Annotated in this window: 18 protein-coding genes; 5 read left to right on the top strand and 13 right to left on the bottom strand. The window is 68.4% G+C overall.

Going from position 1 to position 22,888, the window contains the following annotated elements; translation table 11 throughout:
- The first annotated feature begins 95 nt into the window (after positions 1-95).
- Positions 96-1,658 (top strand): amino acid permease, encoded by a 1,563-nt coding sequence (locus ACTU3I_RS00740; RefSeq protein WP_442923685.1) that lies wholly within the window; start codon positions 96-98, stop codon positions 1,656-1,658.
- 298 nt (positions 1,659-1,956) lie between these two features.
- Here ACTU3I_RS00740 and ACTU3I_RS00745 read toward each other — a convergent pair whose 3' ends face one another.
- A complete protein-coding gene (locus ACTU3I_RS00745; protein ID WP_442923686.1) occupies positions 1,957-2,643 on the bottom strand; it encodes a hypothetical protein in 687 nt (228 codons plus the stop codon).
- A gap of 49 nt (positions 2,644-2,692) precedes the next feature.
- Positions 2,693-3,196, bottom strand: coding sequence for an amino-acid N-acetyltransferase (locus ACTU3I_RS00750; RefSeq protein ID WP_442923687.1), 504 nt, complete (start codon positions 3,194-3,196; stop codon positions 2,693-2,695).
- Between the two features lie 84 nt (positions 3,197-3,280).
- On the opposite strand from ACTU3I_RS00750, the gene ACTU3I_RS00755 reads away from it, so the two are divergent.
- Complete coding sequence (locus tag ACTU3I_RS00755) at positions 3,281-4,978, top strand: FAD-dependent oxidoreductase (RefSeq protein ID WP_442923688.1); 1,698 nt, start codon at positions 3,281-3,283, stop codon at positions 4,976-4,978.
- Positions 4,979-5,028: 50 nt separating this feature from the next.
- On the opposite strand, the gene ACTU3I_RS00760 is transcribed toward ACTU3I_RS00755, so the two are convergent.
- Complete coding sequence (locus ACTU3I_RS00760) at positions 5,029-7,554, bottom strand: ATP-dependent Clp protease ATP-binding subunit (protein ID WP_442923689.1); 2,526 nt, start codon at positions 7,552-7,554, stop codon at positions 5,029-5,031.
- A 250-nt stretch (positions 7,555-7,804) separates the two neighbouring features.
- On the opposite strand from ACTU3I_RS00760, the gene ACTU3I_RS00765 reads away from it, so the two are divergent.
- Positions 7,805-8,440, top strand: a complete 636-nt coding sequence (locus ACTU3I_RS00765) for a hypothetical protein (RefSeq protein WP_442923690.1) — start codon at positions 7,805-7,807, stop codon at positions 8,438-8,440.
- Positions 8,437-8,670, top strand: a complete 234-nt coding sequence (locus tag ACTU3I_RS00770) for a helix-turn-helix domain-containing protein (RefSeq protein ID WP_442923691.1) — start codon at positions 8,437-8,439, stop codon at positions 8,668-8,670. The genes ACTU3I_RS00765 and ACTU3I_RS00770 overlap by 4 nt, the downstream gene beginning before the upstream one ends.
- Before the next feature lies 1 nt (position 8,671).
- On the opposite strand, the gene ACTU3I_RS00775 is transcribed toward ACTU3I_RS00770, so the two are convergent.
- From ACTU3I_RS00775 to ACTU3I_RS00815, 9 genes are all read right to left on the bottom strand, one after another.
- Positions 8,672-9,469 (bottom strand): alpha/beta fold hydrolase, encoded by a 798-nt coding sequence (locus tag ACTU3I_RS00775; RefSeq protein ID WP_442923692.1) that lies wholly within the window; start codon positions 9,467-9,469, stop codon positions 8,672-8,674.
- Between the two features lie 66 nt (positions 9,470-9,535).
- A complete protein-coding gene (locus ACTU3I_RS00780; protein ID WP_442923693.1) occupies positions 9,536-11,383 on the bottom strand; it encodes an ABC transporter substrate-binding protein in 1,848 nt (615 codons plus the stop codon).
- Between the two features lie 104 nt (positions 11,384-11,487).
- Positions 11,488-12,453, bottom strand: coding sequence for an ABC transporter permease (locus ACTU3I_RS00785; RefSeq protein WP_442923694.1), 966 nt, complete (start codon positions 12,451-12,453; stop codon positions 11,488-11,490).
- The gene (locus ACTU3I_RS00790) at positions 12,450-13,415 is read right to left on the bottom strand and encodes an ABC transporter permease (RefSeq protein ID WP_442923695.1); all 966 of its coding nucleotides are present in this window, start codon (positions 13,413-13,415) and stop codon (positions 12,450-12,452) included. The genes ACTU3I_RS00785 and ACTU3I_RS00790 overlap by 4 nt, the downstream gene beginning before the upstream one ends.
- Positions 13,412-14,497: an ABC transporter ATP-binding protein gene (locus ACTU3I_RS00795; RefSeq protein ID WP_442923696.1), complete on the bottom strand. Its 1,086-nt coding sequence runs from the start codon at positions 14,495-14,497 to the stop codon at positions 13,412-13,414. The genes ACTU3I_RS00790 and ACTU3I_RS00795 overlap by 4 nt, the downstream gene beginning before the upstream one ends.
- Entirely contained in the window at positions 14,494-15,516 is a 1,023-nt protein-coding gene (locus ACTU3I_RS00800; RefSeq protein ID WP_442923698.1) for an ABC transporter ATP-binding protein, read from the bottom strand. Before ACTU3I_RS00800 ends, ACTU3I_RS00795 begins: the two co-directional genes overlap by 4 nt.
- Before the next feature lie 90 nt (positions 15,517-15,606).
- Positions 15,607-17,907: an aminotransferase class III-fold pyridoxal phosphate-dependent enzyme gene (locus tag ACTU3I_RS00805; protein WP_442923699.1), complete on the bottom strand. Its 2,301-nt coding sequence runs from the start codon at positions 17,905-17,907 to the stop codon at positions 15,607-15,609.
- Positions 17,908-17,971: 64 nt separating this feature from the next.
- Complete coding sequence (locus ACTU3I_RS00810) at positions 17,972-19,312, bottom strand: aminotransferase class I/II-fold pyridoxal phosphate-dependent enzyme (protein WP_442923700.1); 1,341 nt, start codon at positions 19,310-19,312, stop codon at positions 17,972-17,974.
- 33 nt (positions 19,313-19,345) lie between these two features.
- Positions 19,346-20,431, bottom strand: coding sequence for a C45 family autoproteolytic acyltransferase/hydolase (locus ACTU3I_RS00815; protein WP_442923701.1), 1,086 nt, complete (start codon positions 20,429-20,431; stop codon positions 19,346-19,348).
- 210 nt (positions 20,432-20,641) lie between these two features.
- On the opposite strand from ACTU3I_RS00815, the gene ACTU3I_RS00820 reads away from it, so the two are divergent.
- Positions 20,642-22,135 (top strand): leucyl aminopeptidase family protein, encoded by a 1,494-nt coding sequence (locus tag ACTU3I_RS00820; protein WP_442923702.1) that lies wholly within the window; start codon positions 20,642-20,644, stop codon positions 22,133-22,135.
- A gap of 10 nt (positions 22,136-22,145) precedes the next feature.
- On the opposite strand, the gene ACTU3I_RS00825 is transcribed toward ACTU3I_RS00820, so the two are convergent.
- Complete coding sequence (locus tag ACTU3I_RS00825) at positions 22,146-22,865, bottom strand: hypothetical protein (RefSeq protein ID WP_442923703.1); 720 nt, start codon at positions 22,863-22,865, stop codon at positions 22,146-22,148.
- Between the last annotated feature and the right edge of the window lie 23 nt (positions 22,866-22,888).

Here is a 22,888-nt window from a genome sequence, read left to right on the forward strand (position 1 = left end):
GAACTTACACGCAAAGGTAGACAGCCAGACCAATAGAACGCCACAATCATCCGCAAGGCGCGGCCGCGCGCCCACCCGAGCCTTACGGAGGTCGTATGTCTCAGTCCAACAGCGCCGCGCGAAAGGTCGCCGGCGCCACCTATATGCGCGCCGGCGACGGCTATTTCGAGAAGCGCACGCTCAAACGATCCGCCGGCGTCTGGGGCCTGTGGGGCCTGGCTGTCGCCGCGGTCATCTCCGGGGACTTCTCGGGGTGGAACTTCGGCATCGACTTCGCCGGTTTCGGCGGGATGCTCATCGCCTTCGTCATCCTCGTCGCGATGTACTACGGCATGATCTTCTCGATCGGCGAGATGGCCGCCGCGATGCCGCACACCGGCGGCGCGTACTCCTTCGCCCGGTCGGCGATGGGTCCGTGGGGAGGTCTGGTCACCGGCGCGGCCGAGACCATCGAGTACGTCGCGACCACGGCCGTGATCGTGTTCTTCTCCGGCGCCTACGCCGACGCCATCACGTCGGAGCTGCTCGGCTTCTCGATGCCGGCGTGGGCGTGGTGGATCATCCTGTACGCCGTCTTCATCGCGCTCAACGCGGCCGGCGCGAACATCTCGTTCACCTTCGCGATCGTCGTCTCCATCATCTCGATCGGGATCATCGTCGTCTTCGCCGCCATGGCCGTCTTCTCGGGCGCGTTCTCATGGGACGCACTGTGGGACATCGCCCCCGACCCCGGCCAGACGGAGTTCCTGCCGCACGGCGTTCTGCCGATCCTGTTCGCCCTTCCCTTCGCGATGTGGTTCTTCCTCGGGATCGAAGAGCTGCCGCTCGCGGCGGAGGAGTCGCACAACCCGGTGCGCGACATTCCCCGCGCGGGATTCTGGGCGCGCGGCACCCTCATCGTCACGGGTCTTCTCGTGCTGTTCCTCAACACCGGCGTCATCGGCGCGGAGGCCACGGGTGTCGCCGCGGAGCCGCTTCTGGACGGTTTCCGTGCGATCGTCGGCGACGGCGCCGCCGCGGTCCTCGCCCTGTTCGCCCTCGTCGGGCTCCTCGCGTCGCTTCAGGGGATCATGTTCGCGTACGGGCGCAACATGTACTCGCTGTCGCGGGCCGGGTACTACCCCCGCTTCCTCTCCCTCACCGGCAAGCGGCAGACGCCGTGGGTTGCCCTGGTGGTGGGGGCCGCGATCGGCTTCCTCGCCCTGGTGGTCCTCGACATCCTCGCCAACATCGACCCCGACAACGTCGGCGCGGTGGCCGGAGCGATCGTGCTCAACATCGCGGTGTGGGGCGCTGTCCTGGCGTACTTCCTGCAGATGGTGTCGTTCCTGATCCTGCGTCGCAAGTATCCCCACGCCGAGCGGCCCTACCGCAGCCCGTGGGGCATCACCGGCGCGATCATCGCCGCCGCCATCGCACTGCTGATCTTCGTCGGGTTCCTGCTCAACGAGGCGTTCCAGCCGGCGATCGTGGCGATCGCGATCGTGTACGTGATCATCCTCATCGGCTTCGGCGTGTACTTCCGCCACCGCTTGGTGCTCTCGCCCGAGGAGGAGTACGCCCTGTCGGGGGGAACACACCGCGACCCGCAAGCCGAAGGGTACGACGCGATGGAGCAGGAGGTGTTCGACGCGAAGGAGCCCGATTCCCGGCTCTGACGGGAAGACGCACGGATGCCGCGGTCGACTGCCGACCGCGGCATCCGTGCGTTCACACCCGCGCGATCGCGCGACGTGGAGACATGGAGAGGCCCTCTCGACTCCCCCAGTTGGGGGCTGAAGGATTCGAGAGGGCCTCGTACTCACTGCGGAGCTGCGGGCCGTGGCGCTTGGGGAACGCTCGGACCGGCTGCTGGGGACAACCGTGCAGCCCCTTTCACAGGAGCCTCATCAGATTATCTGCTCCGATTCGGCCTGTCTGTCCCCTCTTTGGGGGACAAATGGGGGAACAGAACGCTCAGTAGAGCAGAAAGGGCGCCGTGGTGACCGAGGGGATGCCGGCGATCGAGACCGCGAGGTGGTAGGTCGCGCCGCCGGCCGGGGCGGTCGGGCGGTCACCCCCGCACGTGTCGACCGATGACCGGGTGCGGTCCCATGTCAGGGGGGCGGAACTGGTCACCTGCTGCCCCGCAGTCAGCAGCACGATCATGTCGCTCGGCTCGGTCTGGCAGTCCGTCGATCGCCACCACACGTCCGATCCGCTCGAGATCGTGAAGGCCTGAGCGCTCGTCCCGACGTTCAGCGTGCAGTCGGCATCGCTCGTGTTGGTGAGCCGGAGGGACAGCTGCGGGTTCTGACCGCTCGCGTATGTCTGCTGGTCGGTGACCGCCTCGACGGCGACGTCACCGGGCAGACACTCGTCGGCGGTCGGGGTGAGCTCCGGCGACGGCGTGTCCGCGCCGTCTGCGGGCGTCTCCGCGGTGTCGGCGGGGGCGGTCTCCGTCGTCGTCGGACTCGCCGAGGGGGTGGTCGGTGCCGACGCGGCCGGCTTCGGGGCGTTCGCGGCAGCGGTGCTCCGCCAGGGTTGCGCGAGGAAGAGCCATACCAGGCCGCCCACGACGATCACGACCACCAGCAGCACGGCCAGTCGCCGACGCCGGTAGACGGCGGGCGAGTGCCGCCGTCGTGAGGGGGTGCCGCTCATTCCTCCAGGGTAGGCGTCGTCGTCGGTGGACGGCGTCTGGCACGCCCGCTCACAGCGTCTTGAGCATCCGCGTGTTCCCGAGGGTGTTCGGCTTGACGTGGGCGAGGTCGAGGAATTCCGCGACGCCCTCGTCGGGACTGCGCACGAGCTGGGAGTAGACGTCGGGGTCCACCACCTGCTCTCCGATGGGGGCGAACCCGCGGCGGGTGAAGAAGTCCACCTCGAAGGTCAGGCAGAACAGCCGCTGTACCCCGAGTCGCTGCGCCCGGTCCTCGAGGGCCTGGACGATCTCCCGACCCACGCCGTGGTGCAGCCAGTCATCGGCGACGATGAGGGTGCGCACCTCGGCGATGTCCTCCCAGATCACGTGGAGGGCGCCGCATCCGATGAGCCGGCCCCGCTCGTCCTCGGCGACGACGAACTCCTGCACCGACTCGTACAGCACGACGAGGTCCTTGCCGAGGAGGATGCGTCGCTGGACGAGTGGCTCGAGCAGGTCGCGGATGGCGCGGACATCCGCCGTGCGGGCGGGCCGGACCGAGAACGCGCTCATCCCCCCAGCCTAGGACCGACGCTGGCGGCGCTGACGCGCCGGGTCTACACTGCCGCCAACCGATGCCGGAAACTCGGAGCACCGATGCCCGCTCGCACCTCACGCGCGCCCGTCGTCGTCGTCGCGGACGCCGACGACTCCCGACGTGTCGCCGAGACGCTCGAGCGACGATACGGCGCTGACTACGACATCGTGCTGGCGACGGCGGATGTGCGCCGGACGGTGGACGAGCTGAGCGCGGAGGGGCGCCGGGTGGCACTCGTCCTCGCCGCCGATTCGCCCTCGGACCCACCCGCGGACGCGATCTTCTCCCACATCGCCGAGCTGTTCCCCGACGCTCGCCGCGCGCTGCTGATCGACTGGGGCGAGTGGGCGGGAGCCGAGCTCGCCGACCGGGTGCTCACGCTCATGTCAGAGCTGCTCATCGACTTCTACGTCGTCCGCCCCGCCGATCCTGCCGACGAGGACTTCCATCGCGCGGTGACGGAGTTCCTCCGCGACTGGCGCGCGACCACGCGGGACCGCACCGGCTTCACCGTGATCGGCACCGACTCCGCGCCCCGCACGCACGTCCTCGGCGCGCTGCTGGCGCGCAGCGGTCTCGCGGTGAGCCATCTCGACCCGGATTCGCCGGAGGCCGCCGACATCCTCGAGGCTGCGGGACGCCGTTTCACCGGTGCGCCGCTGGTGCGGGCTGCCGACGGCACGATCCTCGAGGATCCGGATGACGGCGCGGTGGCCCGGGCGTCGGGGCTCACCACGGCGCTGCCGACCGGCCTCGTCGACCTGGCAATCATCGGCGCGGGGCCGAGCGGGCTGGCAGCGGCCGTCTACGCGGCATCCGAGGGCCTGTCGACCCTCGTCGTCGAGCGCAGCTCCGTGGGCGGGCAGGCGGGATCCAGCTCACTGATCCGCAACTACCTGGGGTTCCCGCGCGGGGTCGCCGGCGCCGAGCTCGCCCGGCGCGCGTATCAGCAGGCCTGGGCGTTCGGCGCGAGGTTCGCCCACGCCCGCGAAGCGCGGGCGCTCGAGGCCGGTGCGGGATTCCGGCTCACCGTCGGTCCCGGCGACGAGCGGGTTCAGGCGCGGAGCGTTCTCCTGGCCACGGGTATCTCCTACCGTCGCCTGACCGTCCCCGCACTCAAGCCGTTCGTCGGGACGTCGGTCTTCTACGGCGCCTCCTCGGTGGAGGCGCGCGCCCAGCGGGGCCGCGCGGTCTGCGTGGTCGGCGGCGGCAACTCGGCCGGACAGGCGGCGCTTCACCTCGCCCGGTACGCCGCCTCGGTGACGCTCCTCATCCGCGGCGCATCCCTGGCCGCCAGCATGTCGAGCTACCTCATCGCGCAACTCGATGCGCTCGGGGTGAGACTGGTCCGCGAGTCGCACATCGTCGACGCGCGCAGCGACCTGGGCGGGCGGATGTCGGCGATCGAGATCGAGAACGCTGCCGGGGAGCGGTCGTGGGCCGATTGCCAGGCGCTGTTCGTCACGATCGGTGCGCGCCCGCACACCGGATGGCTTCCCGACTCGGTGCTCCGCGATCGGTGGGGCTATGTCGTCACGGGATCGTCCGCGGCCGACGACGACCTGCCGGATCCCTGGCGGGGCGGTGAGCCGCCGGGCCAGTTCGAGACGTCGGTTCCCGGCCTCTTCGCCGTCGGCGACACCCGCCGGAGTTCCCTCAAGCGTGTCGCGTCCGCGGTCGGGGAAGGCTCGGTCGCCGTCTCGGCCGTGCACGCCTTCCTCGCGGCACGGAAGAACACCGCTGGGCGGATGCCGTAGCATCCGCCCAGCGGTGTTCTGGTCGGTGACTCGTCGAACCGGTCGGAGCGTTACGCTCCCGCGACGATGTCGGGGGTCGCGGTGATCTCGCCCGCGGCACCCACTCCGACAGCGACCTTGTCGCCGCGCGGGGCGCTGACGAACGTGAACTGCCCGTCAGCGACGTCGACCTTCACGTGGTCGCCGGCCTCGAGCTCGCCGTGGAGGATCTGCTCGCTCAGACGGTCCTCGACCTCGCGCTGCATGGCGCGGCGCAGGGGCCGAGCTCCGAGGGTGGGGTCGAACCCGATGTCGATGAGCTTGTCCTTCGCCGCGTCCGAGAGCTCCACCGTCATGTCGCGGTCGAGCAGACGTTCGCTCAGGCGCTTGGTGAACAGCCCCACGATCTGGCGAAGCTCGTCCTTGTTCAGCTGCGGGAACACGATGACGTCGTCCACACGGTTGAGGAACTCCGGCTTGAAGTGGCGCTTGAGCTCCTCGTCGACCTTGCCCTTCATCCGCTCGTAGGACGTCTGGGAGTTGCCCTCGACCTGGAACCCGACCGGACCGCCGGCGATCGCCGAGGAACCGAGGTTGGTCGTCATGATGATGACGGTGTTCTTGAAGTCGATGACGCGACCCTGACCGTCGGTGAGACGGCCCTCTTCGAGGATCTGCAGCAAGGAGTTGAAGATGTCGGGGTGGGCCTTCTCGATCTCGTCGAAGAGGACGACGGAAAAGGGCTTGCGGCGCACCTTCTCGGTGAGCTGGCCACCCTCTTCGAAGCCGACGAACCCGGGAGGGGCACCGAACAGACGCGACACGGTGTGCTTCTCGCCGAACTCGCTCATGTCGAGGGAGATCAGCGCGCCCTCGTCGTCGAAGAGGAACTCGGCGAGCGCCTTGGCGAGCTCGGTCTTGCCGACACCCGTGGGCCCGGCGAAGATGAACGACCCCGACGGACGCTTCGGGTCCTTCAGACCGGCACGCTGGCGGCGGATGGTGCGCGAGAGTGCGGCGATCGCCTCTTCCTGCCCGATCACCCGCTGGTGCAGCGCCTTCTCCATGAAGACGAGACGGCTGGTCTCCTCCTCGGTGAGCTTGAACACCGGGATGCCGGTGGCCTGGGCGAGGACCTCGGCGATCAGGCCCTCATCGACGACCGCGTGGCTCGCGACGTCGCCCGATCGCCACTGCTTCTCCAGGCGCAGCCGCTCGGCCAGGAGCGACTTCTCCTCGTCGCGCAGGGACGCGGCCTTCTCGAAGTCCTGCTCCTCGGAGGCCTGCTCCTTCTGCTCGCGCACCTTGGCGATCTTCTCGTCGAACTCGCGCAGCTCCGGCGGGGATGACAGGATCGACAGGCGCAGGCGGGCCCCTGCCTCGTCGATCAGGTCGATCGCCTTGTCGGGGAGGAAGCGGTCGCTGACGTAGCGGTCGGCGAGGTTCGCCGCGGCGACGATGGCGCCGTCGGTGATCTGCACCTTGTGGTGCGCCTCGTAGCGGTCGCGCAGCCCCTTCAGGATGTTGATCGCGTGGGGAAGGCTCGGCTCGGCGACCTGGATCGGCTGGAAGCGGCGCTCGAGCGCCGCATCCTTCTCGAAGTGCTTGCGGTACTCGTCGAGGGTGGTCGCACCGATCGTCTGCAGCTCGCCGCGGGCGAGGAGCGGCTTGAGGATCGACGCGGCATCGATCGCGCCCTCGGCGGCACCGGCACCCACGAGGGTGTGGATCTCGTCGATGAAGACGATGATGTCGCCGCGCGTGCGGATCTCCTTGGTGACCTTCTTCAGGCGCTCTTCGAAGTCACCGCGGTAGCGGGAGCCGGCGATGAGCGAGCCGAGGTCGAGGGAGTACAGCTGCTTGTCCTTGAGCGTCTCGGGCACGTCGCCCTTGACGATCGCCTGGGCGAGACCTTCCACGACGGCCGTCTTGCCGACGCCGGGCTCGCCGATCAAGACGGGGTTGTTCTTGGAGCGGCGGGAGAGGATCTGCATGACCCGCTCGATCTCCTTCTCGCGCCCGATGACCGGGTCGAGCTTGTTGTCGCGCGCGGCCTGCGTGAGGTTGCGCCCGAACTGGTCGAGCACCGCCGAGCCGCCCTGGGCGGTCGCGGACGTCTGCTCGCCGGCGCCGGAGGCGACGCCCGCGGGCTCCTTGCCCTGGTAGCCCGAGAGCAGCTGGATGACCTGCTGGCGCACCTTGTTGAGGTCGGCGCCGAGCTTGACGAGCACCTGCGCGGCCACGCCCTCGCCCTCGCGGATGAGCCCGAGGAGGATGTGCTCGGTGCCGATGTAGTTGTGGCCGAGCTGCAGAGCCTCGCGCAGCGACAGCTCAAGCACCTTCTTGGCGCGCGGCGTGAACGGGATGTGCCCGGTCGGCTGCTGCTGCCCCTGACCGATGATGTCCTGCACCTGCTCGCGGACGGCGTCGAGCGAGATCCCGAGCGACTCGAGGGCCTTCGCGGCGACACCTTCGCCCTCGTGGATCAGGCCGAGCAGAATGTGCTCTGTGCCGATGTAGTTGTGGTTGAGCATCTTCGCCTCTTCTTGGGCGAGCACCACCACTCGACGGGCGCGGTCGGTAAATCTCTCGAACATCCTCTAACCCTCCAGAATGGGTCGACGGGCGCGCTTCCGCGCCCGGTACATCGAGAGTAACGAGCGCCCGGATGCGGCAGGCCCGTGTTCGCCGTCGGCATACCGCAGGTCGACTCGCCAGCATCCGTCGTCTTTTCGCCCGATTCTCGACGCTTTGTGGCGAGTCGACGGGAGGCGACGCGCGGAGACTCGGACCGTTGACGATCCGACCCCGGGGGCATAACGTTTATCGTTACCAACGGTATTCGTTATGGAGGTCGCTGTGGTCCGGATGAGCCCGCCGCCCACCCGTCGGGGTCGGATGGAGCGCGGCATCCCGATTCTCATCATGGCGGCAGCCGCCGTCGTGGCACTCACGTTCGTGCTGCCGGCGGCGCGACAGATCGCAGGTCTCCTCGGTGGTGAGACGGCATTGTCGCTGTTGACCGACGTCGAGATGCCTCCTGGAGCCGCCTCTCACGGAGCAGCGATCGTCTCAGGCACGTACGAGTCCGCGTGGGTCGTGGCCACCGGCTTGGGAGCGGGCACGCGGACCCTCCTGGGGCTGGGCGTCGGATTCGGCGCGCTCACGGCGGCGCTCACGTCCGGTGCCGTCGTGTTGTTCCTGCTGTTGCTGCTCTGGGGTCGCCCATTCCACCGCGCGCTCGTGGTGGCGACCCAGATCGCCGGCAGCGCGCTGCTGGTCGGCAGCATCCTGTCGGCCGGTCTCGGCGGGCTGGGACGCATGATGGCCGCTGACGAGCTCAATCGGAACACCGGCGAGGTGTTCGTCATCGGGTTCTCGTTCGAGCCTGCCGTGCTCGCGGCGGGCATCGCCGTACTCGGCCTGTCGTTCGTCTTTTCGTACGGCACCAGGCTGCAGCGCGACACCGCGGGGCTCGTGTGAGTCCTGCGGAGGACGACGGGCCCACAGGCATCCGCTGCCGCCTCGACGAACTCTTGGTCGCGCGTGGGATGACGCTGACGCGCCTTTCGGAATTGGTCGGGGTCTCGGCGGTGAACCTATCCATCCTCAAGAACGACCGGGCCCGCGCCATCCGGTATTCCACCCTGGCGGCGATATGCCGGGCGCTGGACTGCGAGGTCGGTGAGCTCCTGGCCATCGACCGTGACTGAGTCAGCCCGCCACCAGGAAGTCGGCGCCGGCGTGCCGGAAGACGCGCGATCCGGGGGCGTTGGTGTGGTGGCGCGCGGGGATCTCGAGGAACTCACCGCGCGGCGTGGCCCGAGCCAGGGAGCGGGACTGCTCGAGGATCGGGTCGTCGCCGCCCGTCGCGAAGAGCACGGGCTGCTGCGGAGGAGACGCCGGATCGGGGTCGTCGGACCCGAGCCGCATCCCCTCGGCGACCGCGATGAGCGCACGCAGGTCGTTGCCCGGCACCCGTGAGGCCAGGGTCACGTAGCGCTGGGTGACCGGGTCGTCCACCGGCTCGCCGCGCTCGGCGAACGCCCGTGCCTGCTCCACGCGGAGGCGCGCGAGCGGACGACCGTCGGGGATGCCGCCGAGAACGGCGCGCTCGAGGTGCTCGGGGCGACGCACGGCGAACTCCCATCCGACGCGCCCGCCGAGGGAGTAGCCGAGGTAGCGCACGCTCGGCAGCAGGTAGGTGTCGAGCACTGTCGTGAGGTCTTGGACCAGAGTGGCCATCGTGTAGCGCTGCGGGTCGTGCGGCTTGTCGCTCTGGCCGTGGCCGCGCTGGTCGATCGCGAGGACGCGGAGCCCGCGCCGGAGCAGCTCGCGCACCCATCCCGTGCTCACCCAGTTGTCGCGCGTGCTCGACCCGAAGCCGTGCACGCACAGCACGGCCGGCTCACCGTCTTCGCCCCACGAGTAGGTCGCCAGCCGCGTGCCGTCCTCCGCCATGACGAACTGGGGCGCGGGCACCTCCGTGAGCGCCGGGATCACTGCGTCCATCCCCCCATCGTGGCGTATCCCCGCACCGCCGGGCTCGACGGTGCGGGGATACAGAGGATGCCGCCGTCAGTCCTTCGACAGCCACACGTTCGTAGGATCGACCTGCGAGAACATCGGGATCACGATCGTGTTGTGCACGTGCGATGCGTGATACGTCGGCTGGGTCGGCGAGGTGATCGGGTAGATCGCGGCATCCTCCATGATCAACTGATCGGTCTCGGCCCATAGCTCCGCGGCGCGGTCGGCATCGGCTTCCGCGGACGCCTCCTCGATCAGGGCGTCCACCTCCGGGTTGTTGTAGAACCCGTAGTTGAGACCGTTGGGCGGGAAGGAGGAGCCCGCCTCGCCGTCGTTGCCGTAGAAGAGCGGCGCGAAGAGGGACTTCGCGGCGTCCCCATACCAGTCGGGACCCCACTGCGCGATTGCGATGTCCCACACCCCGTCCTGCGCCACGCCGGGCACGAGGAGGTACTTCGTGTAGAACTCTGCGTTAGTGGCCGTCACCGCTTCGACCTTCACCCCGACCTTCTCGAGATTCTGCTGAATCGTGAGGAAGACAGACTTCGACGTCGACGAGTCGGACTGGTACAAGACCTTGAGCGTCATGGCGTCGTGTCCGGCGTCCGCGAGTGTGCTCTCGGCCTGCTCGGGATCGAACGGATAGTAGCTCGGTTCGGTGTTGCTGTCGCTTCCGATGAATCCCGCGGGCAGGACATGGGTCAGGGGCGGTGAGATCTGCGGTCCGGACAGATCGACCGTGAGGTTCTGGCGGTCGATGGCCCGGCTCAGCGCCTGCCGGACCTCGACTGATGCAAGCGCCTCGTCATTGTTGGGCGAAACAGTGTTGAACGCGAGGTACGGGCTCGACCACAGGTTCGGAGTGAGGTTGAGGTTCGGATCCTTGGCGGTGATAAGGCTCGGCACGACGCTGTTGGGCGGATAGGTGTTCCACTCCATGTCCGCCGTCGGGCTGCCGGCCTGCAGCTGCGTCTGGATGGTCTGGGCGTTCCCCGTCTGGTTGACGACGATGGCATCCACGTATGCCTTGCGCACGTCGTCGGTTGCAGACTCCCAGGCGGGGTTGCGCTCGAAGACGATCTCCCTGGTTGGGCTGTAGGACGCGATCCGGTACGGTCCGTTGGCCACGGTGTTCTGTGCGAGTTCGGGGCTCCCCGGCACGAACTGGTCGTACTCCTGTGGCGCCGGAGAGAACGCGGGCATCGCCAGCATGTCGACGAAGTAGGAAGCGGGAGTGGTGAGCCTGAAGACGACCGTGAGGGGGTTGTCAGGCGAGACGCTGACGCCCTCGATCTCGTGGGTGTTCTGGTACTCCGCAAGCGCGACCGCCGACTCGGGGTCGACCGAGGCGTACCCTTCGCAGTATGCGTCCATGCCCACGATGAGGGACTGGAACACCGAGACCCCGCCGAAGGGGCGCGCGGGATTGCAGGTCCGCTTGACCGCTCGCACCGCGTCGGCCGCGGTGACCTGACGGGCGGGCTCGGTGTTCCAGTTGACGCCGTCCTTGATGGTGAGCGACACTGTCGCGCCCCCATCGGTGACTCCGCCGTTGTCGAGGGAGGGCACTTCTGTGACGATGTCGGGAACCGGGGTCGTGGTCTTGCCCACCTCGGCCGGGTAGGTCAGCAACTGCCGCGCCCACATCCGCTGACCGAGGTAGCCGATGTAGTTGTACGAGACGTTCGGGTCCATGAAATCGACGTCCGCGGTCCCGAGCATGTGCAACGTGCCACCGGTCTGCGGCTCGCCTCCGTCGTTGATGTTGACCGGGAATGCCGAGCCGTCGCTCGTGGTGCCGTCGTCCTCGTCGGGGATGGGGGTGCACGCGGTGGCGAGCACGAGCGCGAGCGCCGCGACCCCCGCGACCACCCCGCCTCTGGAAACTCGTTGCATGTTGCTGCTCCTGCCGATCAGGGTCCGCCTCTCCATAGGCGGTCGGTAGCACCGACCCTAGGGCGGCAGTGTTCGCAGCACAAGATCTATCTTGTGCTGTTACATTACGAGTGAATTCGCACCCGCGGGTCGAGGAGCGCGTAGAGCACATCGACGAGCAGATTGATGACCACGACAGCGATCGAGGTGACGATGACGATCCCGACGATGATGGGCAGATCCTGGTTGGTGATGGCGACGACCGCCTCGCGACCGAGACCGGGCAGCCCGAACACCCACTCGACCAAGATCGCTCCGCCCAGCGCGATGCCGACGTCGACACCGAACTGCGTCATGATGGGGGTCATCGCGCTGCGAAGCGCGTGCCGGATGATGACCCGCCATTCCCTCACGCCCTTGGCCCGAGCCGTACGGATGTAGTCCTCCCCGAGCACCTCGAGCATCGACGACCGGGTGAGCCGCGTGTAGGCGGCCGCCGTCACCAGGGCGAGGGTCAGCCAGGGCAGCAGCATGTGGCGGAACCATTCCCATGGGTTCTCCGTCAGATCGACGAATCCCCCGGCGGGCAGGCCCACATAGCCCGCCTGCGTCGGCACGTAGAACAGCGCATAGATGAAACCGAATCCGAGCACGAACACCGGCACCGAGAAGAAGAAGAGCGCGGTCACCGTCAAGGAGCGGTCAAGGAACGACCGTGGGCGCACTGCGGAGAGCACGCCTGTCCCGACCCCCAGGACGAGCCAGATCAGCGCCGCCCCCGCAACGAGGGACAGGGTGACGGGAGCCGCCTCTGCGAGCACGGATGTGACGGGGAGACCGTAGTAGTAGTCGGTGCCGAGGTCGCCCTGGAGCAGCCGCAGGAGGAACTGCCCGTACTGCTCCCACAGCGGCTTGTCCAGGCCCAGGTTCTCGTACACGCGGTCGACGACCTCCGGCGTCGCCGACCGTCCGGCAATGCGCTGGGCGACGCTTCGCGGCTCGCCGGCGAAGAACAGGAGGTAGGTGACGGCCGTGACCAGAAGGAGCACGATGGCGCTCTGCCCCAGCCGCGAGGCGAGGAATCGGATCACGCTGTCTCCTCCCTTCGTCGAGCCCGCGCGCGCCGTCTGGGGCGCCGCAGGATGAGTCGGTCGCTGCGCGGATCGAACGCGTCGCGCACGCCGTCGCCGAGGACGTTGAAAGCCAGCGTCAGGATGAGCAATGCGAGGCCGGGGAACAGTAAGAACCACCAGGCGTGGAGATACAGCTGATTGTCGGCGGCATCGCTGATCATCCCGCCCCAGTCGGCCGTCGGCGGTCGGACGCCGACCCCCAGGAAGGAAAGGGCCGCACCGGTGAGGACGGACACTGGGATCAGCAAGGTCGCGAAGACGATCGTGGGGGCGAGCACGTTCGGCAACACGTCCACGAAGATGATGCGCAGCTTCCCCGCCCCCAGCGAGCGTGCGGCCTCGACGAACTCTTTCTCGCGCAGGGAGATGACCTGCCCGCGGATGACGCGCGCGACGGAGGCCCACCCGAAGAGCGCGACGATGCCCATGATGTGGAAGATGCCGATCTCACCGATCACCGAGACCAGCGCGATACCCACGAGGAGGAACGGGATCGCCAGAGCAGCGTCGATGATCCGTGAGATGACGCTGTCGACGATCCCGCCGAGGAACCCGGCCAGCATGCCGAGGACGACTCCCACGACGATGGAGATCGCCGTCGCGCCGAGCCCGATCGCCAACGCGATCCTCGCTCCGTAGGCGATCCGCACCAGCACGTCTCTTCCGGCCTGGTCGGTCCCGAGCCAGAAGTTCGCGTTTGGACCGACCGGGAGCCCCTCGGGCGACCGCGCATCAGGTGTGTAGTACATGTCGTTCGGGCCGTGCCCGGTGAGGAGTGTGAACACCGGGGCAGCCAGCGCCACCACGACCAACAGGATGATCACGCCGAGGGAGATCATCGCCCCGCGGTCTCGGCGAAGTCGCGCGACCGCAAGCGAGAGAGGGCTTCGCCCCTCCACCGCCTTCAACTGATCGGTCATCGGTCTCCCCCGCTCGAAACGACACCCTCGACTGCCGCGTCGAGCACCTCCGCCGAGGCCAGGATCTCGCCACGCTCGACCGGGAAATGACATGCGGCCTGGTGCGTGTCCGCGTCGCCGAGGCGGGCTTGCGACAGCGGAGCGACCTCGGCACAGAATGCGCGAGCCTTCGGGCATCGGAGGTGGAAGGGGCATCCGGAGGGGAGCGCGATCGGTGAGGGCGGGTCACCCCGAAGGATCACACGTCGACGCTGGTGCACCGAGTCCGGATCAGGTTCGCGCACGGCGGACAGGAGTGCGGTGGTATACGGGTGGCGGGGGGTCTCGAAGATGTCGTCCGTCCGCCCGATCTCGACGACCTTGCCGAGGTACATCACGGCCACGCGGTCGCTCACGTGGCGGACGACAGAGAGGTCGTGCCCGATGAACAGGTAGGTGAGGCGGAACTCACTTTGCAGATCGGCGAGGAGGTTGAGGATCTGCGCCTGGATGGATACGTCGAGGGCCGACACCGGTTCGTCACAGATGATCACCTCGGGGCGGAGAACCAGGGCACGGGCGATGCCGACACGCTGGCGCTGACCCCCGGAGAACTCCGCCGGGAACCGGTTGTAGTGCTCGGGGTTCAGCCCGACGAGTTCCATCGTCTCCTGCACCGCCCGCTTGCGACTGGTGCGGTCACCCTTGGAGTGGATGCGCAGGGGATCGGCGATGATCGACCCGATCCGCCGGCGGGGGTTCAGAGAGCCGTACGGGTCCTGGAAGATCATCTGGACCCGTCGGCGCATCGGCTGCAGCTGACGCCGACCGTGCGAGGTGATGTCCTCGCCGTCCAGGAGGATGCGACCCGAGTCGAGGTCGTGGAGCCGCATCGCGGAGCGAGCGAGGGTCGACTTGCCGCAACCGCTTTCGCCGACGAGTCCGAGCGTCTCGCCGCGGTGCAGCTTCAGACTGACGCCGTTGACGGCATGCACGCGGCTGCGCGCGCGAGAACGGGAACTCCCCGAGCTCGCCGGGAACGACTTGACCACGTCGTCGAGTTCGAGCAACACGTCCCGCGGGGCGGATGCGACATCGCTCACGGCGAGACCTCCCCTGCTCCCCTGTCGGCGAAGGCATCCGCGGGGTCGTTCACGCGCGTGGCGCCCTTCGGGAGCCAGCAGGCCGAGAGGTGGCGGGAGTCATCGAGCACGGGCTCCAGCAGGGGGCGCTCGACGCGGCACTGCTCCATGGCGAAGGGACAGCGCGGGTGGAACGAGCATCCCCCGGGAAGACTCAGCAGACTGGGTGGGCGTCCGTCGATCGAGCTCAACCGGGCACCGAGCTGTTCGACGGAGGGGATGGATCGTAGGAGACCAGCCGTGTACGGGTGATGCTGGGCGTAGAAGATCTCCCGCAGTGGCGCCTGCTCGATGACTCTGCCGGCGTACATCACGCAAACGGTGTCGGCGAGGTCGGCGATCACACCGAGATCATGGGTGATCATGATGATCGCTGTGTCGAAGTCCTCCTGCAGCCGCCTCATCACCTCCAGCACTTGCGCCTGAACTGTGACGTCCAGAGCCGTCGTCGGCTCGTCGGCGATGAGCAGTTTCGGGTTCAGCGACATCGCCATAGCGATCATCACGCGCTGTCGCATGCCGCCGGAGAACTGGTGCGGATAGTCGTGCACTCGTCGCTCCGGCTGCGGGATCCCCACCAGGCGCAGCAGGTCGACCGCACGCGCGCGGGCCGCGGGGCGAGAGACCTTCTCGTGCGCCCGGATCTGCTCCGCGATCTGTGCTCCCACCCGGTACGCCGGGTGGAGGCTCGAGAGCGGGTCCTGGAAGATCATGGCGATCTCGGATCCACGAACACGACGCAGTTCCTCCGCCGACATCGTGAGCAGGTCTCGGCCATCGAACAGCGACCGTCCGGAGATCATCGCGCCGCGCAGGAGACCCACGAGCGCCTGAGTGCTGACGCTCTTACCGGACCCTGACTCGCCGACGATACCGAGGATCTGTCCCGCGTCGAGCTGGAAGGAAACGTTCTGTACCGCCTTCACCTCACCGTCCGGAGTGTCGAACGTCACGGTCAGATCATCGACTTCCAGCAGCACAGGCTCTCCTCCTTCCGCCCGCGGACGCGGGCATCCGCAGCGTCACCATACGTCTCCACTGCAACCCAGCACAAGATGCATCTTGTACTGTCACGTTTGGTTCACGGTTTCTCGCAGGGCGTTGACGAACAGCTCGGCGTGCTCCCGACGCCACGACAGCGGAGGGCGGACCTTGAGCACGTCGCCGCCGGGTCCGGTGAGGCCGGCGATGACCCCGCGCCGGACCAGTCCGTTCAGCACATCCGCGGCGAATCGCCGTGGATGTGCTCCGGGCGGTGGCACCAGGTCGACGCCGACGATGAGTCCGCGGCCTCGGACGTCGCCCAGCCTCGGGGACGCGATGGCCGCCAAGGACTGACGCAGATGCTCGCCGACGTCCGTCACGCGCCCCGCGACGTCGGTGATCTGGATCCGGTCCAGCACGGCCAGTCCCGCCGCGGCTGCCGCCGGTGTGGCGGCGAAGGTGGAGAAGTACTCGTACTCACTGGCGAGTGAGTCCGCGATATCGCGGCGCGTCAGGACGGCGCCGATCGGGTAGCCGGCACCCATGGGTTTGCCCAGGGTGACCAGGTCGGGCACGACGCCCGCGGCAGCGAACCGCCACAGATGCTCGCCCGTGCGGTGGAAGCCGGATTGCACCTCATCGGCGAGATAAAGCCCGCCGTGGCGATGTGCGCCGTCCACCAACCCAGCGAGAAAGTCATCAGGAACGTCCCAGATCCCCTCGCTGGTGAACGCGGTGTCCGCCAGCACCAATGCCAGTCGGTCCCCACTCGCCGCCAACGTCGCCGTGGCTCTGTCGATCCGCGCCGCGGCCGTCTCGCGTCCCAAGCCGCCCGGATATGGACGGGGCGCTGCGAAGGTCGCGACATGGGTCGGGCGGTATCCCGTCGGCCACTCGTTCGGGCTCAAATCCGCGAGCCACTTGGAAGAGCCGTGATACGCATGCTCGGCGACGACGGCGCCCGTGCCGCCCGTGTGCGCCGTCGCCAGGCGCCACGCGAGATCGTTGGCCTCCGTCCCCGATGTCGTGAACAGACAGGTATCGATCTCTGCGGGCATCGTGGCGATGAGCCGCTCGGCGAGGTCGACGACGGACGGATGCAGGTAGCGCGAGTGCGTATTGAGCGTGCGCAGCTGGGCGCCGACGGCGTTCGCGACGGCCGGGTGTGCGTGCCCGAGCACGGCGACATTGTTGTAGCCGTCGAGGTACCGGCGCCCTCCGGCATCGAAGAGCCAGGAGCCCTTCCCGCGCACGATCTCGAGCGGCTCGGCGTAGAACACGGGACTCAGCCGTCCCCCCATAACCGCTGCTCGGCGCTGCGGTAGATCAGGCGTCGGGGCGAGTCTCGACCTGGGCACGGTTCCGCACAGTCGCGCCAGGCGCTCCGCCAGTTCAGCCTGCTCCGTTTGCGCGAGGTCGGTCAGCACGCGGGTCGCCGGAACCGAGTGCTGGGTGATGTAGGCAGCATTGTCAGCGTGGGTGACTTGCCGACGCGCGGCGATGGCCACGGTGAGCGCGAGCCGGGCGAGCACGAGCTCACCGAGCACCGCCACCTCAGCAGGGCTCAGCGTCCGGTGCCGCTGATAGCCGTCCAGCACCGCCTCGATCAGTTCCCACGTCGAGAGCGGCTGATCCGGGGCGGTGTTTCGGACCACGGAGGTGAGGGTGACCGCCAGGTCGCAGACCGCGGCGGTGTGATGCGTGTCTCCAAAGTCGATGAGACCCGTGACCCTCCCGTCGGCGGAGAGCACGTTCGTGAGAGTGATGTCGCCGTGCTGTATGCCCGACGGAAGTCGTCGCGTCTCCGAGGACGCAACCGCGAACCGGGGAACCAGTGCCAGCAGCGCCTTATCGACTCCTCCCCCGTGGGCGCCTCCGCGCACGACGTCGGGCGCGCGACGTACATCCCAGTCGAGCACCCTGCCCGATGCCGGATGGAATAGGCCCGCCAACGCCATCGTGGTGCGCGCGGCGGTCTCACCCATCTGCTCGGCGACGTCGGCGGTGACGGGGCGCCCCTCGAGGGGTGAGCCGGGAAGCATCGTGACGACCCGCGTCAGGCACGCGCGGCCGTTATCGTCGACGACCGTATCCACCAGTTCCTGGCCGCGGGTCGGAACCGTGCGGGGCACCGGAAGTTCGGGCGCCACGGCGGCGAGGTGGTTCGCCACCGCGTTCTCCATGTCGACGATCGAGCGTTGCTCGGCAGGGTTGGACACCTTGAGCACGTACCTGTCATCGAGCATGACGATCGCATCACGCTCGCTGGAGAGTGCGCGGGCCGTGCGGGCGGAGATCCCCCAACGCTCGGCGACGTAGTCGACGGCGCGCTCCGGCGCGAGCAGGGGCGCGGCGGCCTCCAGCACGGTGTTCTTCGGATGCGACATAGCTCCTCCGTTCATGGTCTCTCAAGACGGGGTCGGCCACGCGCGCAGGACACGCAGCGCGGGCTCACCTCGCCGGTCCGATCGTGGCGGGGCGTGCGGCGCGCGCGATGGCGGCAGCGATACCCGGGGCGTCGTCAGGGCGAAGCACCGCGGTCGTGACAGCGATATGGCTGCTCACTTCGGGCCGCGTGAGGTAGGGGCTGCCCGGTGCGACTCCGATCCCCTGGCTCGCGAGCACCATGAGGGCCGCGGATTCGTTCTGCACGGGGACCCACACCATAGGTCCGTCGTCGCCCAGGACGGAGATCCCGTGTTTCTGAAGTTCCGCGACTAGCGCCTGGCGACGCTCGCGGTACACATCGCGGGCCCGTTCGACGGCACGCTGGGGCCCGTCCTGCGTCAGCAGATCCAGCAGCAGTCGCTGCAGGAGCCTGCTCGTCCAGCCCTGGCCCAGGTGCCGACGGCCGATCAGGGGTCCCATGAGAGAACTCGGACCGCCGAGCGCTGCCAGCCGAAGGTCAGGGCCGTAGGCGTCGGAGAAGCCGCGCAGGTACACGGCCTGGTCCGGTAGATAGGCGCTCACGCTCACCAGGGGTTCGGGCGAAAGCGGTCCCCAGAGATCCAGCTCGAACACCATGACTTCTCGACCCCGCAGCAGACGCGCGAGATCCTTCGCGCGCCGGGGGGAGAGCCCCACACCGATCGGATCGTGCGCCCGGCACTGCAGGAATATTGCTCGGGCACCCGCCTCGACGGCCGCTGCGACCGAATCGCCTGTCACCCCCTCGGCGTCGAGCTTCAGGGGGATGGCGCGCGCCCCAATGGAATCCAACAGATCGAGCAACGGCGGATAGGTGGGATTTTCCACGGCCACCCTGTCGCCGAATCGCAAGAAGGTCATCGTGATCAGGTCCAGTGCGTCCGTGACGCCGTCTGCGATCGTGATGAGCTCAGGGTCGTTGGGCCAATCCGTCCGCAGTTCTCTGTCGAGCTCGGGCACGATGGGGGCGGCGAGAAATCCCTCGACAGCGCCGGGACGTCCCACTCGATTCAACGACGGTGCGAGATCCGGCAGGAGGTCAGGATCCGGAAGACCGGTCGAGAGATTGACGGCGAACTCGGCCTTGTACTGAATCGCACTGCCGAAGCGAACGGGCCCCTGCCCGGTCCCCCCGGCGACGATCGTGCCACGGGCCCCGTCGGTGTAGATGAGGTTGGCCTGCTGAAGGAGTCGCCAGGCGGCGCTGACGGTGGTGGGCGATAATCCCAGAGCAGTAGCCGTCGATCGAATCGAGGGCACGCGTTGGTCGGGCTTGATCGTTCCGTCCCGCACCGCGCGGCTGAACGCATCCGCCAGCCCGCGCGCAGACATCTCCGTTATCGACCCGACGAGTATCTCGATCATGCCGTGAAACATACCGTCATTTGTGCCGCTACATCATTCAGCGGGGGTGGGCCATTGACCCTCCCACGGAACGTCTCGCCACGGCGTGCGATCGGGGCGTCCGAGAGCGATCCGCACGCTGGGCTGGGCCGAGCGGGGCAGCGTGAACATGACACCGGCGAACGTCTCCGTCGCGACCTCGATCGTCGGCCGGACACACAGACCCGATGTGGGATCGCTCAGCGCCGCCTCGACCTCTTCACCGCTGGAGACGGCAGCGAGGAGCGCATCCAGCGCACGCAGACGCGGGAGGGTGGTGGGGCTGCCCCAGGCGCGCTCATGCGCGGCCGGGGAATCGACCCAGAGGGCGTGATTGGTGTGGACCAGGCCGGATGCCGCAGGCCCCTCCACGCACGCCTCGGCCGAGCATTCGAACCCGCGGATCCCGCGGGAATCGGCGATGGCGTAGTGCTGACCAGAAGCGTGCGGCACGCCGACGAGGCGGGCAACCGCCTCGTCGGCGTTCGGCTGGCGGAGCACCTCGCGCACGACAAAAGCCACGGGAAGTCCGGTCAACGAGCCGGGCAGCCCTTCGAGGGTGTTCACGCAGCAGGCCACACCTGCGCGATTGACGCCGAGCAGGCCCACCATGCCGGCCGCCGTCAGGACGATCTGCGTCGGCTCGCCGTGGCTCTCGGCGATCCGCAGCAGGGCCTGGTTGCCGGACATGGACGAGGGGAGGTCCATGTTCTGGCCGAGCACGACACCAGCGCCATCCGGGTCCGAAGTCATGCCGATGACGCTGCAGCCCACGCCTTGGTCGTGTTGGTAGCGCCATTCTTCGTCCATGAGGTTGTACGCCCAGACCTCGGAGAGCGGCTGATTACTCGCGGCCGCGATCCCCGCCACCTCGGCGTAGAGGTCGGGCGCGACGCGCTCGACGGTCGCGACGTACTCACTGGCCGTCAGAAAGCGCTCGACGAAGGTCCTCGGCGTCACTCCGTGCCGCTCTCCGACGTGGTGGCGCCAGCGTTCCAACCCGTCCGCGATGAGTGAACGGAGCGCCTCGCCGTGGGCTTCTCCGCGGCTGCGGCCGTCACCGGCGATGTCCACCATGATCGGCGCACCAACGTCAGTCATCCCACTCCGTCCCTGAGCACGCTCGTTCCGCGATCGCGGAACGCGATGGGAAGCTGAGCCCACCGTACGGTACAGATACCTACCACACAACCATCGATTTGTGCTGTTACAACTACGCTCTAATGCGCCGTCACAAAACTCGTCTTGTGTGATGCGCGCGTGGGACCTATCGTGTGTGCGGCACACGTCCACTCAGTGAAAGGAGGGCCGGTGCGCCTCTCACATCCACGTTCGTCCCACGCCGCCGTCCGTTTCCGCGCCGCCTCCGGCATCACCGATCTCGATCAGTTTGACGTCGTCGTCATCCCTGTCACGGCCGATGGTGTCATCCCGCTCACGGTGCCGCTTCCGGAGCCGGACAGGGAGGAGTTGTCCGCGATCGCCGACCGGTTCCCCCGCCCGAAGGCAGGGTCCACTTTCTGGGTGCCGGCACGCGCTCCGCATCGACCGGACGTTCTGCTGGTCACCGTCGGCCAGGGGCCCTTGGCCACGCCCGAGAGTCTCCAGAGGGCCGCAGCCACTGCGGGACGCTCCACGCGCGGCCGCCGATCGGTGTTGTGCCTGCTCAGCCCGGCAGGAGCGCCGTCCCCCGGCGAGGTGATCGCCGAGCACTGGCTGCTCGGCGCATACGAGCACGCCGCTTACCTGTCGTCCCCACCCGAACGAGAGATCTGCGCCGTGGCTCTGTGGGGATGCGCCGAGGCCGACATCGAACGCGGACGGCTGCTCGCCGAGGTCACGAACTACGCTCGCGACCTCACGAACGCGTCCGCCGAAGACCTCACGCCGTCGGATCTCGTCAGCGAGTGCGAGAGGGTCGGCGCTGAACTCGACTTGGGATTGCAGGTCCTCGGCGAGCGCGAGTTGGCCGAAGGAGGATTCGGGGGCATTCTGGCCGTCGGCCGTGGCAGTGATACACCCCCTCGTCTCATCGAGGTGGCCTACGAACCGGTCGATGGCCCCTTCATCGCGCTGATCGGGAAGGGGATCACGTACGACGCGGGCGGCCTGTCCATCAAGGACAACGACGGCATGGCACCCATGAAATCCGACATGGCCGGTGCCGCGTCCGTTCTGGCGGCTGTCGTCGCCGTCGCGCGGATGGGGCTGCCGATCAACGTTCGTGCGTACCTCGCGTGTGCCGAGAACGCAGTAGGCCCTCGCTCGACTCGGCCCGGAGACGTGTGCACGATGCGCGATGGAACCACCGTCGAGCTCAACAACATGGACGCCGAAGGGCGGCTCGTGCTGGCGGATGCGCTGGTCTATGCCCAGGAGCGCGGCGCATCGCAGATCGTCGATATAGCGACGCTCACGTGGGGCTCGGGGCTGGGGCCGGAGATCTTCGCCGTCTTGGGGACGGATCCGTCCGTCGTCGGTGGCGTCCTCGACGCAGCGGCCGCCGGCGGCGAGCCCGCCTGGCAGATGCCCCTCTACGACGGCTACGAGAGCTCACTCGAATCATCGGTCGCCGACATGAAGAACTTCGGTCCGCACTCCGAGAAGCCGTTCATCACCCTGACAGGCGGACTGTTCCTCCGCCGCTTCGCGCGCGAGACGCCGTGGGCCCACGTGGACATTGCGACGACCGTGATGCGCGACCGCGCGACGGATCAGTCGGCCGCTGGGGCGACGGGAGTAGGGGTTCGCGCGCTCGTGCGATACGTGCTCGCTTCCTCCGCGGGGACGATCACCGCCGCGTGACGCCGCCCGGCTAGGGAGTGCCGGCGATGGGGATGCGCACGGACTCGAGCCCGTCGCCCGAGAGCACGGCCTCGTAGGCCGCGCCGGCCTCGGCCACGGTCACCACCGTCACCCGCGGGCCGAAGTCGGCGGTGCAGGCGCGGTCGGCGGGCGGGTCGGCGAACGTCGCGGCGATCTGGCCCGGCGCGGCGACGACAGCATCCGCGAGCTGCGGCGGGCAGCTCGATGAGCCCCACGTCAGCAGGGCGAACGAATCCGGCGTCGCCCAGCCGGCGCTGGGCTGGCCACCCTCGAGGCCGCCCCCGGGCGTCAACCCGGGGACGCCGGCCAGCTCGGCCGTGCCGGCATACCCCTCGCCCGTCACCTCGACCTGCAGCGCGTCGGCGGGATCGACGCCCGCGGGAAGCGGCACCGGCACGCCGCGCAGGACGAGGTCGCGCGTGCACGGGCCATCCGGCTCGATCAGCGACACCGCGAGCACACCCTCCTCGTACTCCGACGCGTCGACGAGGGGCACGCACGTCGAGCTGCCCTCCAGGAGCACGGCGACCATGCTTCCGCCGTCCAGCCACGCCGCGGACACCTCGACCTCGGCGGGAGACTCGGAGCCCCCGTCGGGCGGGGGCGTGACCGGACCGGCCGGGCCGCCGGTCGCACAGCCGGCGAGGAGAGCCGCCGTCACGAGCGTGCCGCCGAGTACCGCGAGGACCGAACCATAGCGAGTGGGCATGAGCCACCTCCGGATGCTGCCGC

The sequence above is a fragment of the Microbacterium sp. RD1 genome (assembly GCF_052220165.1).
Lineage (GTDB): Bacteria > Actinomycetota > Actinomycetes > Actinomycetales > Microbacteriaceae > Microbacterium.

Coding starts and splice junctions, on each gene's coding strand:
- ACTU3I_RS00740 (WP_442923685.1), top strand. CDS start 96: ATGTCTCAGTCCAACAGCGCCGCGCGAAAGGTCGCCGGCGCCACCTAT.
- ACTU3I_RS00745 (WP_442923686.1), bottom strand. CDS start 2,643: ATGAGCGGCACCCCCTCACGACGGCGGCACTCGCCCGCCGTCTACCGG.
- ACTU3I_RS00750 (WP_442923687.1), bottom strand. CDS start 3,196: ATGAGCGCGTTCTCGGTCCGGCCCGCCCGCACGGCGGATGTCCGCGCC.
- ACTU3I_RS00755 (WP_442923688.1), top strand. CDS start 3,281: ATGCCCGCTCGCACCTCACGCGCGCCCGTCGTCGTCGTCGCGGACGCC.
- ACTU3I_RS00760 (WP_442923689.1), bottom strand. CDS start 7,554: ATGTTCGAGAGATTTACCGACCGCGCCCGTCGAGTGGTGGTGCTCGCC.
- ACTU3I_RS00765 (WP_442923690.1), top strand. CDS start 7,805: ATGGAGGTCGCTGTGGTCCGGATGAGCCCGCCGCCCACCCGTCGGGGT.
- ACTU3I_RS00775 (WP_442923692.1), bottom strand. CDS start 9,469: ATGGACGCAGTGATCCCGGCGCTCACGGAGGTGCCCGCGCCCCAGTTC.
- ACTU3I_RS00780 (WP_442923693.1), bottom strand. CDS start 11,383: ATGCAACGAGTTTCCAGAGGCGGGGTGGTCGCGGGGGTCGCGGCGCTC.
- ACTU3I_RS00790 (WP_442923695.1), bottom strand. CDS start 13,415: ATGACCGATCAGTTGAAGGCGGTGGAGGGGCGAAGCCCTCTCTCGCTT.
- ACTU3I_RS00805 (WP_442923699.1), bottom strand. CDS start 17,907: ATGTCGCATCCGAAGAACACCGTGCTGGAGGCCGCCGCGCCCCTGCTC.
- ACTU3I_RS00810 (WP_442923700.1), bottom strand. CDS start 19,312: ATGATCGAGATACTCGTCGGGTCGATAACGGAGATGTCTGCGCGCGGG.
- ACTU3I_RS00815 (WP_442923701.1), bottom strand. CDS start 20,431: ATGACTGACGTTGGTGCGCCGATCATGGTGGACATCGCCGGTGACGGC.
- ACTU3I_RS00825 (WP_442923703.1), bottom strand. CDS start 22,865: ATGCCCACTCGCTATGGTTCGGTCCTCGCGGTACTCGGCGGCACGCTC.